Here is a 16,927-nt window from a genome sequence, read left to right as displayed (position 1 = left end):
GCCATTGTCCGGTGGATCCTTTAGCCATGCCTCTCACCACTTCGTGCTGTGTGACATGAGTCATGATCAGTGCACCCACCCTAGAAAGGACTGCCGTGCTACAGCCACGCTTGCGTGCCTTGTGAGGGTTATTAGCCTTCATTCATCTTTTGAACCTTTTGCTCGAAAAGCCGTTCGGGGCCAGCTTTGAGCAACGCACGGGCATGGTGGCGGGCACGGCCGCTCGCGTCGCAGATCCTCGTGTGGACGCTGGTGCTGATCGTGGTCACTGTGGCCCTCGGCGGCCTGGTGACCAACCGAATCACCGGCCAGGTCCTCGACGAGCAGTTCCGCCTGCGCGCCCTTGGCGTCGCGGAGTCTGTGGCACAGATGCCCGGAGTTGCCACCGGTGCTGCCTCCGGCGAAGGGAGGCAGGAGATCCAGGCGGTAGCCGAACAGGTGCGGACCCGGGCTCAGACGGACTACGTAGTGGTGACCGACCGGGACGGGGTCCGTCTTTCGCACCCCACGCCGTCCCTCATCGGGAAGCGCCTCGAGGAGCCTGTCGCGGTCCTCGACGGCCAAACCCATGTGGGTACCGACCACGGCAGCCTCGGCGACTCGGCCAATGCCAAGGCACCGATCCTGGACGCAACGGGAAAGATCGTCGGACAGGTCTCGGTGGGCATCCTCGAGACGACCGTCAGCATGGAGCTTGAGCGCGACGCCGGCATCGTCGGTGGCTCCTCGGTGCTGATCCTCCTGATCGGTGGTGCCGGCTCGTTCCTCCTGGCACGCGCCATCAAGCGCGTGACGTTCGGACTCGAGCCGGCGGAGATCGCCTCGCTTCTCCAAGAGCGGGAGGCCCTACTCCACGGCATCCGTGAAGGCATGATGGGAATCGACGACGCCGGCCGGGTCACCGTGATTAACGGCGAGGCCCGCCGTCTCCTGCGCCTGGACAACACTCCCCTCAACCGACCAGTTGAAGAGCTCATCCCGGCGGGGAGGCTCCGCGACGTCCTCACAGGCGAGGCGCCCGGGGCGGACCAGACGATCATCACCGACGATTCCCTGCTCGTGGCGAACCGCATGCCCGTGAGCGTGGGCGGCCGGAGCGTAGGCGCCGTCGTGACCCTGCGCGACCGCACCGAAGTGGAGGCGCTGGTGCGGGACCTGCGCGCGCTGGAAGGGCTCATGGCGGCCCTGCGTGCGCAGGAGCACGAGTACGCCAACCGCCTTCACACCGTGGGCGCACTCCTCCACCTCGGCGACATTGAGCAGGCGCGCACCTTCATCTCGGGCATCGCGGACACGTCGCGCTCGCTCGGCGAGGGGCTGCGCTCCCGGATCGAGCCCCCCGAGCTCGCAGCGCTCATCTACGCCAAGATCACGGTGGCCGCGGAGCAGGACGTGTGCGTGGCGGTGTCTGACGAGTCACGCCTCCGCGAACCCGGCCTCGGGACGCAGGACCTCCTCACGATCGTGGGGAACCTGCTCGACAACGCGGTCGACGCCGTCTCCAGCCTGCCGGGACCGCGTGAAGTCACCCTCACGTTGGACGATTCCTCGGGTGTCTTCGTGTCGGTGACTGACAACGGTCCGGGCGTACCCGCGGAGGCGGTGGACGACGTGGTGCGGGACGGCTTTACGACAAAGAACGAACGGCCCGGCATAGGCGACGGCCGGGCACTTCGGCGCGGTATTGGCCTGGCGCTTGTAACGAGGATCGTTCGTCGTGCAGGTGGCACAATGGACGTGTTCGCCGGGCCGGGCGGGCGCTTCGAAGTGTGGATTCCAAGAAGTGGGGCAGAAGGATGATCCGGGTGCTCATCGTCGACGACGACTACCGCGTCGCGCGGCTCCATGCCGCCCAGGTTGCGCAGGTTCCGGGGTACGAGTGCGTCGGCGAGGCGCACACGGTGGCCGAGGCGCGAGCCGCGATAGCGAGGGAGCGCCCCGACCTCCTGCTGCTGGACATCTACCTCCCAGACGAAGACGGCATCTCGCTCCTGCAAACCCTGCGGGAGGCGGGTGAGGACGTTGACGTCATTATCATCACCGCCGCGCGCGACGTCGGGACGGTGCGCGCCGCGATGCGCGGCGGAGCCGTGTACTACCTGGTGAAGCCCTTCGGGTTCGAGCAGCTCGCCGAGCAGCTAAGGGCCTACCAGAGGTGGCGCACTGACGCAGAGTCGCGGCGCATCACCGGGCAGACGGACGTGGACGCCCTTTTTGCCTCGCGGCGGGCGGCCGCCCCGGCCAGCGCGGGCCCCAGCTCCGCGCGGCGCCTCCCGCCGACGATGCAGAAAGTCCTCGATGCCGTCGTCTCGGCCGGGCGCCCCCTGGGCGCCCAGGACATCTCGGACCACATCGGCATTTCGCGGCCCACAGCGCAGCGGTACCTGAGCGAGCTCGAACGGAAGGACAGGGTGGCCCTCCACCTCGAGTACGGCACCACCGGCCGGCCAGTCAACACGTACCTGCCAGTCAACAAATAGGCGCATGTCAGGTACACCCGGGCGCTGATGAAGTCGGAACCGCCCGCCGGCGCTGGGGGCGGCCCCGACTGAACACTCGGGACTAGTTTCACGTCGTGTTGGCCGGGGCGTTGTATTTCGTTCATCCCGCATGGTGAGCATGAGGCCGGTGAGTTCACCATGCAAAGCCCATGCGGGCGACAACGTCCCCCTTTCCACTTCCCGCCGAGGTTTCCTGGCCGCCGCACTGACCGGGGCGGCGCTGACCCTGGCCCCGGTGCAGTTCGCCGCCGCCGACACCGGCACCAGCAAAACCAAAACGATCACCGGGCACCTGGAACCGGGCGCCGCGGACTTCGTCTACCTTCCCGTCGAGGTGCCCGCCGGTGTCAACAAAATCAGCGTTTCCTACAGCTACAGCAAGCCCACGGTCGATTCCGGGCTCCTGACGAACGCCTGCGACATCGGCGTCTTCGACGAGAAGGGAACCGCTCTCGCGGGCAAGGGCTTCCGCGGCTGGTCCGGCGGCTTCCGCACCGAGTTCTTCATCTCCGCTGCCGAAGCCACTCCGGGATACCTGCCCGGCCCGGTAGGCAAGGGCACCTGGAACATCGCGCTCGGCCCGTACCAGGTGGCCGATCAGGGCATGGACTACACCGTCAACGTCACGCTGGAGTACGGACCCGACGGCGCCGCCTTCCGCCCGCAGTACCCGCCACAGCAGATTGCCGGCCGAGGCGCCGGTTGGTACCGCGGCGATGCCCACCTCCACACCGTATATTCCGATGGCAAGCGCACACCCGAGGAAGTCGCTGCCGGGGCCCGCGCCGCGCGCCTGGACTTCATGATCAGCACGGACCACAACACCCCGGCGTCGCATGGCGCATGGGGGCCGCTGGCCGGCAATGACCTGCTCATTCTCATGGGTGAGGAGGTGACGACCCGGAACGGGCACTACCTCGCTCTCGGGCTTGAGGCCGGAGAGTGGATTGACTGGCGCTACCGGGCCCGGGACAAGGGGTTCGAGCAGGAGGCCCAGCGGATCCACGCCTCCGGCGGGATCGTGGTCCCGGCCCACCCGTACTGCCCGTACGTCGCCTGCCGCTGGAAGTTCGGGTACGACGACGCCGACGCAGTCGAGGTCTGGACCGGCCCATGGACCGCCGACGACGAGTACGCCATCAACACCTGGGATTCCATGCTCGCCCACTCCGCGCGCACCGGCGGCCGCTGGCTCCCGGCGATGGGCAACAGCGACGCCCACAGCGCCCCGCAGGTCATCGGCTTCCCCCACAACGTGGTCAACGCCTCGGCGCTGTCCCGCGACGCCCTCCTCGAGGGCATCCGCAACGGCCGGAACTGGATTGCCGAATCGGCAGACGTCTCCCTGGACTTCAACGTCACGGCCGGCGCCCGGAGCGCCGGCGTCGGGGAACGCCTCGAGACCTCACCGGATGCCCGCGTCACGGTCACCGCAAAGGTCTCCGGTGTCCCCAACGGCGTGGTCAGGTTCATCACTGACGAAGGCCAAACCCAGCAGATTACCCTCCCGGCATCTGGCCAGGGCACCAGCACCTGGGTGACCACCCCGCAGCTCGCCGCCTACATCCGTGTCGAGGTGCGCCACCCGATGACCGACGGCACGCCCAGCAACGGAACAGCCATGGGAACGGCCCTGCTGCTGGGTCCCATGGCTGCGCTCACCAACCCGATCTTCCTCGGCAAAAAGTAGCGGAACCATCGTGGCCCCGCATACCTGCGCCCGCAGGGGTGCGGGGCCACGGCTACAACACCGCCGAGAGTGCCGATACCAGCGCAGAAGGTTGAGGAGACTCGGAGACGGCTCCCGTACCATGGGGCGGATGGTGTTCATACGGCTATACCGCGAAGGCAAACTCGAACGCGACAATGTCAGTGCCCACGAGATCGAGGCCCTGGCCCAACAGGACGACGTCGTGCTGTGGATCGACTACACGGATCCGACGGCGGATGACCTCCTCGGCGTCGAAACGGTGTACGGGCTTCACCGCCTCGCCGTCGAGGACGCCGTCCACGACTTCCAACGGCCCAAGCTGGACCGATACCCAAACCATCTGTTCCTCTCCGCCTATCAGGCAGGGCTCCGTTCCGAAACCGGGGAGCTGGCCATCGCCGAGATCTCGGCATTCGTGACCCGGAATGCCCTGGTGACCGTGCACGGGCCCGGGTTCGACACCGACAAACTGACGGCGCACTGGGACGCAGAGGCGGACCTGGCCACGCACGGGGTGCCCTTCCTTTTCTGGGGCCTGCTGGACATGATCGTGGACGGGCATTTCGACGCCGTTCAGGAACTCGACGGCTACATCGATGCCCTGGAAGACTCACTCTTCGATGATCACTCCCCGGACCACGACCTGCAGCGCAAGACCTTCGAGCTGCGCAAGAATCTGGTCCGGCTCCGCCGCGTCGTGCTGCCCATGCGCGAGGTCCTCAACACCCTCCTGCGCCGGGATGACCTGATCGGCTGCAGCCCCGCCATGCAGCCCTTCCTGCAGGACGTCTACGACCACGTGCTGCGCGCCACCGAATGGACAGAAGCGCTCCGTGACCTGGTCACCACCATCCTGGAAACCCACATCAGCATCCAGGGAAACCAGATGAACCTGGTCATGAAAAAAGTCACCAGCTGGGCCGCGATCATCGCCGTCCCCACCGCCGTCACCGGCTTCTTCGGGCAAAATGTGCCGTTTTTCGGCTTCCAGAGCGACTACGGGCTCTGGCTCTCCAGCGCGCTGATGGCCGGCGGATCAATTGTCCTCTACCTGGCCTTCAAAAACCGGGACTGGATCTAGCCGTAAACTCCTCGTCCAATGCGGTCTCGTTGACCGCCGTCGTCAGCTGTTCCAGCGACTCCCGGTATGGGCCGATCCTTTAGCGAGAGCGGGACAAGGCGTTTCGCCTGCCCCCGATGGACAGGTAGCAGACCAATGCTGCGATGCACGCGGCGAGGCCCAGGCTGACAGGGCCTGTCCCCCAGCCGAGGCCGCCGCGGTCGAAGGACACGGCTGTCCAGTCTGCGAAGGACGCCCCGAGCGGCCGGGTGAGGATGTATGCGAACCAGAACGACGGTATCGCGCCAATCCAGCCACGCCAGTACAAGAGGCCAACCACGGCGATCACCGCGGTGAACACCGCACCCGACGCCAGATAGCCGAGGTTCAGGCTGTACGCGGTCATGTCCCCGGTCGCGGTGCCAAGGGCGAACGTCGTCAGCACTGCGGTCCAATAGAAGGCCTCGCGGCGCCGCGTGTCTAGGCTGTGGATGGACAGTGTCTTCTCGGACCGGTACCAGAGGAGAAAAACGACTGACAGGACAACGAGGAAGAACACCGCCGACACCAGATACGGGACGCCGAGCACGACGTGCACGGCATCGGCAGCCATGGTCCCGAACACGCTGACCATGACCACAGCCAGCCAGTAAACCCACGGAATATAGCGACGGACAGCGAACTGCAGAACAAGCGAAGCGACCAGGCCAACCGCGCCAACGCCGAGCGCCACGGCCGGCTCGATCTGATGGACGAGGAAGTCCGAAGTGGTTTCGCCCATCCCGGTCGTGAGCACCTTGGCGACCCAGAACCAGGCCGTGATTTCCGGAACCTTCGCCCCAGCCCGGCGCGGCGAAGCGCCTGCCCGGGCCAGTCGCCGTTCGTCCAGAACGGCAGACGCGGCGCCGTTTCGAAAATTGTCTTGCTGAGGGGAATCTGTCATCCCGTGATTGTGCCCCATGATCCCTACCCCTAGCTGAACAGGACACTGAAGGCCGCCCACGGCCGGGGAAGCACGGCGCTTTCCTTACGCGGGAGCCGCCAATCGGCACTGTCCGAACGCGTCCCTGAAGTGGTGGACGCCCGCGGCCATCGTCGAAGACGCGCAGCGGCCCCTAAGGCTGGGAAATTACTTTGAATTCGGCGACCAGCCGATTAACGGTTCGGGAACCTTCGCCATGGATGCCCCGAAAACGCCAGTGTGGGCTTCCGAACGGATAAGACTCGGGGAGACAACTCCAAACTCTGGCGCAACTGTGCCGAAAGGTCTCAATCCCATGACTTCAGCAAGAACCACAGGCGTGGCCGCGGCCGCGCTCCTCGGTGCCGCCCTGCTCGCCGGCACTGCCGTCGCACCTTCCATGGCGGACGCCGGCAGGCACGAGAACCACGACGCCCAAGACCACCGTTCAGGCCAGCACGAGCGCCAGGACGGCACGGGCACCAAGCACGTCCTTGTACTCTCCGTGGACGGCCTGCACCAGAAAGACCTCGACTGGTATGTCGCGGCGCATCCGCAGTCGGCGCTGGCTGCCCTGGTGAACCACGGCACAAGCTACACCCACGCACAAACTCCCGTGCCCTCCGACTCCTTCCCCGGCATGGTCGGGCAATTCACCGGCGGCAACCCGGGAACGACCGGGATCTACTATGACGACACGTTCAACCGGGCGCTCCTCCCGGCCGGCACCACCGACTGCAAGAACACCGCACCCGGGACCGAGGTGGCACTGACCGAGGCCGCGGACAAGAACCCGAACGCGCTCGACGCAGGGCAAGGCCTCACCGGCCTACCCTCCAGCATCATGACCATGACCGGCCAGCCCGGATCCCTGCTCAATCCTGCAGCGCTGCCCGTGGACCCCGCGACGTGCAAACCCGTCTACCCGCATCAGTACCTGAAGGTCAACACCGTCTTCGAGGTCGCCAAGAGCGCCGGCCTGACCACGGCGTGGTCGGACAAACACCCCGCCTATGAAATCCTCAACGGACCCTCAGGCAAAGGCGTGGACGATCTCTTCACGCCTGAGATCAACAGCCAGGCACCCGCACCGTTCACCGGCGACTGGAGCCAGGACAACGCCGCAACCCGGCAGTATGACGGCTACAAGGTCCAGGCGGTCCTGAACGAAATCGGCGGGAAGGACCACTCCGGCACCCGGGCCGCGGCCGTGCCGGCCATCTTCGGCATGAACTTCCAGTCCGTCTCCACCGCCCAGAAGCTGCCGACGTCGGACGGCCTCCCCGGAGGGTATCTCCCGGGCGGCGCTGTGCCGGGCCCTCTGCTGGGCAACGCCCTGGACTACGTGGACGCGTCCGTCGGGAAAATGGAGTCTGCCCTGTCCGCCACCGGGCACGCCAAGGACACGACCATCATCCTCTCGGCGAAGCACGGACAGTCCCCCATGGAGCCCGCTGCACTGACCCGGGTTCCAGACAGTACGATCATCGACGGACTCAACGCGGCATGGAAGGCCGCCCACCCGGGGTCCGCGGACCTGGTGGCCTTCTCCACCGATGATGACATCATGCAACTCTGGCTCTCGGACCACTCCCAGCCCGCAGCGAAGTTCGCCAAGGACTACCTCGCCTCGCACACGGCCGCCGGGAACGACATCAACAGCGCCCCCAGGACCCTCGCAACCTCAGGACTCAGCAAAATCTACGCAGGCAGCGACGTCGCCCGATACTTCGGCACAAAGACCACCGACGCCCGCTACCCCGACATCCTGGGCATCGCGCAGACCGGCGTCGTCTACACCAGCGGCACAGCCAAAATCGCCGAACACGGCGGCGCCTCCGCCGACGACCGGAACGTGCCCCTCGTCATCTCCGGCACCCACGACGACCACGCCCGCACCGTGACCGACACCGTCGAAACCACACAGATCGCCCCGACAATCCTCAAAACCCTCGGCCTGGACCCGAACAAACTGCAGGCAGTGCAGATCGAGGGAACCCAGGCCCTCCCGCAGCGCTGACGCGCACAGGCCTGCAGAGGAGGGCTTCTGCGGAAGCCCTCCTCTGTCCGTCAGAACCAGTGCGCCAGCGCCGCGACGAAAACTGTTTCGGGTCAGTGGATGAGGCCGGAGACCAGGTTGATGACTGTGGCTAGAACGATGGCGCCAAGTACGAGAGCAGTGCCTGACGGAGGGCGGTGTACCGGATGGCGTCGGTTTTCAGGTCGGTGTCCGAGACCTGGAAGGTCATCCCGATGGTGAAAGCGAGGTAGGCGAAGTCCCGTACCGGGGCGGTTTCTTTTCGTTGAAGTCCACTCCATCGTCGTCTCGGTAGTAGATGGTGGCATAGCGCAGGGTGAAGAGGCTGTGCACCAGGAGCCAGGACAGCGTAACGCCGCTTCCCACATGCGGTGTGTCGTGAGACCCCGCTCCCCCGGTTCCGCCGCGTTTGCGGGTGTTCCCAGCAACCGTCAGTAACATGGGCGGGTCCGAACGTCCCCCATAGAGGTAGCCACATTGCGTCACGATATGCACGGCCAGGAATCCAGCACGTCCCCGTCATACCCGGGGCAGGGCACCCTGGTTGACAGCAGCCGCAACCAACCCGCTCGCCGGCGGCCGCGCTGGCTCAAGTACACCGGCATCGCCGTGGCTGTTTTGCTGCTGGTTACCATCGCTTTCGGAGGCTACTGGTTCTGGCGCCTCCAGTCGAACATCACCACGTCTGCTCTCGGGGCCGGCGGCCTCCGGACCGAAGGGCCCGTCGATGACAGCAAGGACCGCCTGCAGATCCTCGTCCTGGGCAGTGATACGAGAAGCGGGAAGAACGGAAAATACGGCACCGTGGACCAGTCATCGGGATACGGACAGTCGGATGTGATGATGGTGCTGGACATCTCCGCCGACAACAACCATGTCAACGTCATCAGCTTCCCGCGGGACCTCCTCGTCGACGTCCCGGCCTGCATGGATCGCAAGACCAACCAGCAACACGATGCGCGGCAAAACGTGATGATCAACAGCGCCATGGCCGACGCCGGCATCGGCTGCGCCGTGGACACCGTGAACAAGCTCACCGGCTTGGAAGTGGACCACTTCATGATGGCTGACTTCAATGCCGTGAAGGAACTCTCCAATACCGTCGGCGGCGTCGATGTTTGCGTCAACGCCGCCGTCTCCGACCCCGAATCCGGACTCCACCTCCCCAAGGGAACCTCGCAGGTCCAGGGCGACCAGGCCCTGGCCTTCCTGCGGACCCGCCACGCTTTCGCCGACGGCGGAGACCTGGGCCGGATCAAGGCCCAGCAGTCCTTCCTTGCCTCCCTCACCCGCAAGCTGAAGGCCGACGGGACCCTCGGTGACCCCCAGAAAGTTTTGTCCATCGCCGACACGATGACCAAGAACCTGACCGTCGATGACGGCCTCGCCTCGGTTCCGACGATGCTGACCCTCGCCGGCCGGCTAAAGAATATCGACCCGGCCAAGGTCAATTTCATCACCGTCCCAACTGTGCCTGCGGCGTCGGATCCCAACAGGCTGGGCCTCGACGAGCCGGCAGCAGGCAACCTATTCGCCAAGCTCCGGCAGAGCGCCGACCTCAGTCAGCCCGCACCCGGCACTAGCCCGTCCTCGGCTCCTCCCACGGCGGCGTCCAAATCGGGCTATGACAAAACGATCCAGCCCATAACCGTCGCCAACGGGACAACCGTCGATGGCAGAAGCCAGGAAATCTCTTCGGTCCTCAACTCAGCAGGATTTACGGACGTCTCTCCGATCCCGGCGCAACCTCGACCCGAGACGTACGTCTACTACGGTGCCGGCTTCGCCGACGTCGCAGCCGACGTCGGCGCGGTATTTGGGCTTCCACCGGAACGCGTACAGGCGGCTCCGGGCGTCCAGGGCGTGCAGCTCTACGCCGGTGAAGACTTCACGACCGGCACCCGGCCAGCACCGCCCGCCCATGCACCCGGCAGCGTCGTGGCCCAGACAGGTAACGACCAGACCTGCCAGTCCGCCAACGCGGGCGGTTAGATAGACCGCGCCCTCCGCCGGGCAAACCCGGCCGCTGACGCGCTAAGCCGGTGCGCCCGTATGCCCGGCGGCCAGGGCCCACCTAAACCCCGCGGATGAGAAGGAAGCCGCATTGGTCAGGCAAAGTAGCCCTTCCAAGTCAAAGGGCGTCTCCACGCCGCCGGTTAGATGGATGAAAAAACCGCAAAAGCAGGCTTCCAGGCCCTCAACGCCGCCGTCCAAGGCTGGCAGTGCAGGGACGCCTCACGACCCAGAGCGCCGGTCCCTGTTGTCAGCCCGCAGGTCATTGTTAGTCTGGCCCGGTGGAGCCGTAATCGCCCCCGGGATCCCAGGCGGGTCCCCCACGGCGGTTGGGCCTGACGTGGATGAAAGGAACCCCAATGAGCCCTGACCCCCGCAACGCGGACTCGCCCAAGACCGGGCCACTGAACATGGACCCCGTTGAGCAGGATCCGAGCGCCAAGGACCCGGCTGCGGATGAGAAAGTGCAGCTCCAACTGGCCATTTTCGAAGTCACGCCGGACGCCCGGGGCAAGAGCCTAGGCGAGATCCGACAGATGCTCCTCGCTGCGTTCTCGCGGCGCGGCGTGGAACCCCCGCCCGACACCTGGCTCGACTCGGTGGCTTCCGCGGCCTCCTACGGTGAGCCCTACATTATCGACCTCCCCGCGGCGCTGGCAGCAGACGGAGAAGTGCCCGCCCCGAATGAGGAAGTGCGGCGGGGGCTTGCCTCACGTCGTCGGCTACGGCAGCAGCGGCTTCCCGCCGGGATCTTCCCCTCCCCTGCTGAATGGGAAGTCACGGACAAGGAGGTCGCAGGCGGCGCCCCCAGCCAGGCAGTACGCGGACATCCCCGGGCCCTAACTTGGCGCATCGGCGGAGCGGGCACGGCCTTGGCCGGAGCCGCGCTGCTGATCGCGGCCGCCGTCCTCGCAGTTCGCGCGGTAAGCGCCGTTCGCCGGCACCGTGCGGGCGCCCCTTCCCGCCGTCGTGGTTGAGGTCCTCGCCGTCTCTTTGCCGGGCTAAGTCCTCGGCGGTGCGACGGCGGCCGCGGTGCGCTCCCGAGCCCGAACGGGTGTTGATGTGTCAGCTAACTATTACCCTCAATTCCGATCTCCCGCCACCCCAGCTTGGAGAGCCGGGAGCCTGCGCGCTGGAGTCCAGAAGTCGCGCGGAGGCTTCCCTTATGCGTCCGCTACGGATCATCCGCCCGGAGCGGCCCATCCACCCGGCCACGGGCACGTCAGGCGGCGGGCACGGAACCGCGGACGTCCCCGGGCTGACGGCCGGCCAGCGACGTGACAGGCTTCCCGCCCGGTGACCCAGGTTGCGGGCGCCCGGAAGGCGTGTCGAGCACAAGAAGCGGCAGTTCCCGGTGGATCAGGTAATCACAGGCTGCCGGGCCGACCATCATCAGTTCCGGGCACCTGCTTCCGCGGTGGTCAGGACGGATATTGACTGCCCACAAACCGGCTCTGAACGCCCTGCCACGAACGGGCGCAAAACCCTTGAGTCCGCACCAGCTGAGGTACAGCCCATACAGTTCATCCATGCTGAGTCCGTCCCCTTCCGGGTCGGGCGCAAGGCACTCACTGAGGAAATCTTCCAATGCTGTCTTTGCCATTGTGGCCTCCTGCATCCCTGCGGCATAGCCGCCTAACTGAAACAGCAACAGCCTTGAATGTGAAGTAAGACCAGACCAGAAAGGCCCCCGAATACTTCAGAATTTAAGAGCACCGGTTGCTCCTGTCAACCAAATTTTTCGCTGTAACCCGAGAGGGTCAAGGACCCCGATGGATGCCCTTTCGGCCCCGTCTAACGCCGCCCCGAACTGCCGCCGTCGGATCAAGGAGCTTCGCGGGCCGCGTCCTCCCCGGTGAGACACCCCGAAAATTGCGTCCGCCGTCATTGCCCGGGTGGTAAGGCCAGCCGATGGGCTGTTTCAAGCATGGCGGCGTGGACGAAGGCTTGCGGGAAGTTCCCGCGAAGCTGGCGCTGTTCAATGTCGAATTCTTCGGTGAATAGCCCCGGGGAACCGCACGCGGCCCGGTTGCGTTCAAAGAGTCTGAAGGCTTCCGTGAGGTTTCCTTGCTGGTATTCCGTCAGGGCCAGGAAGAACCCGCATAGGAGGAAGGCACCTTCGACATTCGCCAGAGGACCGGGCTTGTGCCTGAACCGGTAGACGTATCCGTCGTCGAGGAGTTCTTTCCTCACCGCCTCCGCCGTGGCAAGGGAGCGGGGGTGGTGGGCAGGGAGGGCTCCGCGGATGGCCGGAATGAGCAGTGCGGCGTCGGTCCTGCCGTCGGCGGCTGATCGTTGCCACCTGCCGCTGGGGTGCGTGCATGTGGCGGCGGTTTCCGCCATGATCTTGTCGGCAAGCGCACCCCAGTCGGAGGCTTGGGCGGCCGGGGCGTAACGGCAGATCGCTCTGAGCCCGGCGACGCACATCAGCCGGGAATGGGTCCACCGTTCGTTCCCGAGTTCCCAGATGCCGGCATCGGGGGCGCCCCATTTCGCTTCTATTGCCGCCGCGGCCTGCTCGACGGCCTTCCAGTGCGTGCTCTCCAGGTGGTCGGCGCGGGCTGCCGCGGCGAAAAGCAGCAGGGCTTCGCCATAAATATCCAGTTGGAATTGCCCGTTGACCCAGTTGCCAACCTTGTCCGTGCCGCCGGGGTAGCCCGGAAGATCCAGTGTCTGTTCGTCCGGGACCCTGCCGCCGTTGACGGTGTAGGCCGGTTTGAGGCCGGTGCCGTCTGCCAGCAACCGCTCGCTGACGAACCGGACCGAGCCGTCGAGCAAGCCGGCGGCTCCGGCAGCACCGGCCGCCTGGCCCGCGACGCATTGATCCCGGATCCACGCGTAGCGGTAGTCGTAGTTGCGTTTGGCCTCGTCGCGTTCCGGCAGGCCCAGGGTGGCGGCTGCGACCATGGCTCCGGTCGAGCTTGTCATCCCGCGCAGGACTGCGCATGCCCGGCGCGCGTCCGCGGGTGCAGCGGTGTCGTTCATACCGGTTGCCGATGCGGCCCAGGCCTGCTCGGTGGCGGCCCAGAGATCCGACGGGGAGGGCGCACCAGCCGGCAGCGGCTGGCTGGAAAGTTCCATGACGATCTGGTGTTCCTCGCCGGGCCTAAGATGAATGTCTTGCTGCAGCATGCGGCCGGTTACCGTTGCCTGGCCCATCCCGCGCACGCGCAGCCACAGTCCGCCGCCGTCAGCGGACCAGACCCCGTGACCGGCGGTGGAGAAGTCCATTTGATACCGGCCGAAGTCCGGGCGGGGCTGAAGAAGGACCCGGACCGGAGCGGTCCCGGAGAGAACCCGGATGCGGCGCATCAGCACCGCAACCGCCGGGTCCCCTGGCATGGCAAGCGCTTCCCGGCTTTCGACGATCCCGTCAGTGGTGACCCAGCGGCTGGTCCAGATCAGTGTGCCGTCGTCGTAGTGCCCTCCCCAGACATACCGCGGGTTCAGGGGCGTCACCGCGAATACGCCGGTACCCCCCACGAGGGCAGAGAACACCGCAGGGTCATGCCATTGCGGCGCACACATCCAGACCAGGTCCCCGCGCGGGCCGATTACCGCGCCCCGTTCACCGTCCCCCAGTAACGCGTAGTCGCGCAGGACATGAGCCGGAAAGAGCACGCCGTTGCTGCCGGGCTGGGTTCCGGTCATCTGCGCTCCCCCGGTGCCGTGCCGGGCTGTCTGCAGCCTCGAACGGAGGTTGGGCGTTTCACGTCGGCTCCCTTCTGACCTGCGGGCTATATGCGGTATTTTTCGGCGTCCTGCGCCCGAAAGATGAGGCCGTTGCCCGGGCGGTCGTCGTCGGGCCGCACACTGCCGCCGCGCGGATCCCCGGTCCCCTCAAAGAACATGTCCTCGATCCGGACGTGGTCGTGGAACCACTCCAGGTGACGGAAATTCACTGTGCCGGCAGCGGCGGGGATGGTCAGGTTCGGGGCGCAGTGCCCGGAGATTTCCAGCCCGTAGGCCGCGGCCACGGCCGCAGCACGGAACCACTGCGTGATCCCCCCGCAGCGGCTGACATCCACTTGGAGGCAATCCACGGCGCCGGCATCGCACATCCGCTGGAAGTAGAACAAGTCGGTGCCGTATTCGCCTGCAGCAACGTCCGCGCTGATAGAGCGCCGCACGTGGCGAAGTCCGTCGAGATGGTCGCTGGACACCGGCTCCTCGAACCAGGCGATGTCCTCCTCCGCCGCGGCCTCGAATACCCTGACGGCTTGTTTGGCGGTGTAGGCGCCGTTGGCGTCGACAAAGAGCTGAACGTGCGGCCCGACGGCATCGCGTGCCTGCCGGATCCGGACAAGGTCGCGGGAAAGGTTCGACCCGCGGTCCTGACCGATTTTGATCTTCACCCGCGGGATCTGCTGAGGCCCGGTCCATCCTTCCAGTTGGCTGCGCAGCTGGGCCTCAGAGTAGGTGGTGAATCCGCCGCTGCCGTAGACCTCCACCTCTGCCCGGGCCGCGCCGAGGAGCCGGTGTAGGGGAAGCCCGAGGATCCTTGCCTTGAGGTCCCAGAGTGCGCAGTCGATGGCGGAGATTGCGTAGCCGGCCAGTCCGGGACGCGATGCGTTCCGGACCGTCCTGGACATTGCTTCGGCGGCGGCGGGAACGTCGAACGCGTTGAGCCCCGTGATGGCCGGTTGAAGGGTGTCGCGGATCAGCGCGGCGCACGCCGTCGGCGCGTAGGTCCAGCCGATGCCGGTCCAGGCGCCGGCCCTGGCCTGCACCAGGACCATGGTCGTGACGTCCCATGCGAAGGTGCCGTCCCCCTCCGGCGCGCTGGTCGGCACCGTATACGCGGAGACGTCAAGTGAGCTCAGCCGGAGGGACTGGTCGGTCATGTGCCTAATCCTTCCCGTGCGGGAGGAACTCCTGCGCCTTGGTCCTGACACCTTCTTTGATGATGCCCCAGGCGCTGTCGTCGCCTTTGACGACTGCCTTTGCGCTGTTGAGTGCCTGCTCGAAGGTCGCGTGGGGCGGGACCGGGGGGATGTCCGGGTCGGTGCGCACATCAAGGACGGTTGGCCGGTCAGCCGAGAGGGCGCGCTCCCATGCTGCCCCGAGTTCGTCGGGGGAATCGACGTTGATCCCGTGCAATCCGAGGCTGGAGGCGAAGGCCGCGAAGTCGACGTCGGGAAGTGTCTGCGATTCGCGGAACGGTGGGACACCTCCCATGGCGCGCATTTCCCAGGTGACCTGATTCAGGTCATCGTTATGCAGGATCGCAACGATCAGGCGGGGATCAGCCCATTCCTGCCAGTACCGCTGGATGGTGATGAGTTCGGCCATGCCGTTCATCTGCATGGCCCCGTCCCCGGCGAACGCGATGACCGGGCGGTCCGGATAGGCGAATTTCGCGCCGATAGCGTAGGGGACCCCGGGTCCCATGGTCGCGAGGTTGCCGGACAGGGAGCCGCGGATACGGCCATGGAACTTCAGCTGCCGGGCGTACCAGTTGGCGGCGGAGCCGGAGTCCGCGGTGAGGATCGCGTCCTCCGGCAGCCTGTCGGAGAGCTCCGAGAAGAGCCGCATCGGGTTGATGGGGCTGGCGTCGACCATTGCCTCGGCGCGCATGGTCTCCCACCACCGGGTGATCTTCGATTCAAGGTCCGTGCGCCACGCGCGGTCTTCTTTACGTTTCAGATGCGGGATGAGGGCCCGCAGGGCAGCCGCGGAATCGGCGACGATGTTGAATTCGTAGCCATAGCGGAGACCGATCATGCCGGGGTCGACGTCGATCTGGACGCCGCGCGCCTGGCCTTGCTCCGGCATGAACTGGGTGTAGGGGAAGCTTGATCCGATGGTCAGCAGTGTGTCGCAGCCGCGCATCATTTCGTAGCTGGGACGGGTGCCGAGCAGCCCGATTGCTCCGGTGACGTAGGGCAGGTCGTCTGGGAGGGCGTCCTTGCCAAGCAGTGCCTTGGCGACGCCCGCGCCCAGAAGATCCGCGGCCTGCCGGACTTCCGCCGCCGCTCCGCGCGCGCCCTGGCCGATCAGCATGGCCACTTTGCTTCCCTGGTTCAGCAGTTCGGCCGCACCCCGGATCGCGTCGGCGTCGGGCTGGATGTCCGGCCACCGGATGCCGAGGCTGGAAGGAACCATCTTGAAGGCGTGTGTCGGTGGTGTGTACTCCAGTTCCTGGACGTCGGAGGGGATGATGACCGCCGTCGGCGCCCGTTTGGCCAGCGCTATCCGCAACGCCCGGTCCAGGACATTCGGAAGTTGCTCGGGAACGGTGACCATCTGGAGGTAGTCCGAGGCCACATCCTTGAAGAGACTCAGCAGGTCCACTTCCTGCTGGTAGGAGCCGCCCATCGCGCTGCGGGCAGTCTGGCCGACGATCGCCACCACGGGCACGTGGTCCATCTTGGCGTCGTACAGGCCGTTGAGCAGATGGATCGCTCCCGGGCCGGAGGTGGCCATGCAGACCCCGGCGCTGCCGGAGAATTTGGCATAGCCGACGGCTTCGAAGGCGCTCATTTCCTCGTGCCGGGCCTGAATGAATTTCGGCTCATTGCCGGCTTTTCCGAAGGCCGCGAGGATCCCATTGATGCCGTCGCCCGGAAAAGCGAAGACATGGTCCACGCCCCATTCGCGAAGCCGGGCCAGCAAGTAATCGGCAACCGTCTGTGCTGCCATG

11 protein-coding genes and 1 pseudogene are annotated in these 16,927 nt (G+C 66.1%); 7 read left to right on the top strand and 5 right to left on the bottom strand.

Annotated elements, in window-relative coordinates; genetic code table 11:
• Nucleotides 1-186 precede the first annotated feature (186 nt).
• The 4 genes from AB4Y72_RS14700 (at nucleotide 187) to AB4Y72_RS14685 (ending at nucleotide 5,293) form a co-directional block, all read left to right on the top strand.
• A complete protein-coding gene (locus tag AB4Y72_RS14700; RefSeq protein WP_441426894.1) occupies nucleotides 187-1,800 on the top strand; it encodes an ATP-binding protein in 1,614 nt (537 codons plus the stop codon).
• Between the two features lie 5 nt (nucleotides 1,801-1,805).
• Nucleotides 1,806-2,480, top strand: a complete 675-nt coding sequence (locus AB4Y72_RS14695; RefSeq protein ID WP_441426893.1) for a response regulator — start codon at nucleotides 1,806-1,808, stop codon at nucleotides 2,478-2,480.
• Between the two features lie 148 nt (nucleotides 2,481-2,628).
• The gene (locus AB4Y72_RS14690; RefSeq protein WP_441426892.1) at nucleotides 2,629-4,191 is read left to right on the top strand and encodes a CehA/McbA family metallohydrolase; all 1,563 of its coding nucleotides are present in this window, start codon (nucleotides 2,629-2,631) and stop codon (nucleotides 4,189-4,191) included.
• Nucleotides 4,192-4,321: 130 nt separating this feature from the next.
• Nucleotides 4,322-5,293 (top strand): magnesium transporter CorA family protein, encoded by a 972-nt coding sequence (locus tag AB4Y72_RS14685; RefSeq protein WP_441426891.1) that lies wholly within the window; start codon nucleotides 4,322-4,324, stop codon nucleotides 5,291-5,293.
• 79 nt (nucleotides 5,294-5,372) lie between these two features.
• Here the strand turns inward: AB4Y72_RS14685 and AB4Y72_RS14680 are convergent, their stop codons facing one another.
• Entirely contained in the window at nucleotides 5,373-6,215 is an 843-nt protein-coding gene (locus tag AB4Y72_RS14680; protein ID WP_441426890.1) for a COG4705 family protein, read from the bottom strand.
• A 334-nt stretch (nucleotides 6,216-6,549) separates the two neighbouring features.
• Between AB4Y72_RS14680 and AB4Y72_RS14675 the strand changes: the two genes are divergently transcribed.
• Nucleotides 6,550-8,253, top strand: a complete 1,704-nt coding sequence (locus AB4Y72_RS14675; protein WP_441426889.1) for an alkaline phosphatase family protein — start codon at nucleotides 6,550-6,552, stop codon at nucleotides 8,251-8,253.
• A gap of 130 nt (nucleotides 8,254-8,383) precedes the next feature.
• Here the strand turns inward: AB4Y72_RS14675 and AB4Y72_RS14670 are convergent.
• Nucleotides 8,384-8,712 (bottom strand): annotated as a pseudogene (locus AB4Y72_RS14670) (DUF1345 domain-containing protein).
• 48 nt (nucleotides 8,713-8,760) lie between these two features.
• Here AB4Y72_RS14670 and AB4Y72_RS14665 point away from each other — a divergent pair.
• Nucleotides 8,761-10,263 carry an LCP family protein gene (locus AB4Y72_RS14665; protein WP_441426908.1) on the top strand — a complete coding sequence of 501 codons (1,503 nt, stop codon included), beginning with the start codon at nucleotides 8,761-8,763 and terminating at the stop codon, nucleotides 10,261-10,263.
• 380 nt (nucleotides 10,264-10,643) lie between these two features.
• On the top strand, nucleotides 10,644-11,261 hold the full coding sequence (locus tag AB4Y72_RS14660) for a hypothetical protein (protein ID WP_441426888.1): 618 nt from the start codon (nucleotides 10,644-10,646) through the stop codon (nucleotides 11,259-11,261).
• 907 nt (nucleotides 11,262-12,168) lie between these two features.
• On the opposite strand, the gene AB4Y72_RS14655 is transcribed toward AB4Y72_RS14660, so the two are convergent.
• From AB4Y72_RS14655 to AB4Y72_RS14645, 3 genes are all read right to left on the bottom strand, one after another.
• Nucleotides 12,169-13,935: a glycoside hydrolase family 15 protein gene (locus tag AB4Y72_RS14655; protein ID WP_441426887.1), complete on the bottom strand. Its 1,767-nt coding sequence runs from the start codon at nucleotides 13,933-13,935 to the stop codon at nucleotides 12,169-12,171.
• A gap of 86 nt (nucleotides 13,936-14,021) precedes the next feature.
• Nucleotides 14,022-15,128 carry an enolase C-terminal domain-like protein gene (locus AB4Y72_RS14650; RefSeq protein WP_441426886.1) on the bottom strand — a complete coding sequence of 369 codons (1,107 nt, stop codon included), beginning with the start codon at nucleotides 15,126-15,128 and terminating at the stop codon, nucleotides 14,022-14,024.
• Between the two features lie 4 nt (nucleotides 15,129-15,132).
• Nucleotides 15,133-16,926, bottom strand: coding sequence for a thiamine pyrophosphate-requiring protein (locus AB4Y72_RS14645; protein WP_441426885.1), 1,794 nt, complete (start codon nucleotides 16,924-16,926; stop codon nucleotides 15,133-15,135).
• Nucleotide 16,927 lies beyond the last annotated feature (1 nt).

The organism is Arthrobacter sp. YAF34 (assembly GCF_052113245.1).
GTDB lineage: Bacteria > Actinomycetota > Actinomycetes > Actinomycetales > Micrococcaceae > Arthrobacter.
Note: the sequence above shows the minus strand (reverse complement) of the source record. Positions and strands in the feature narration are given on the sequence as shown.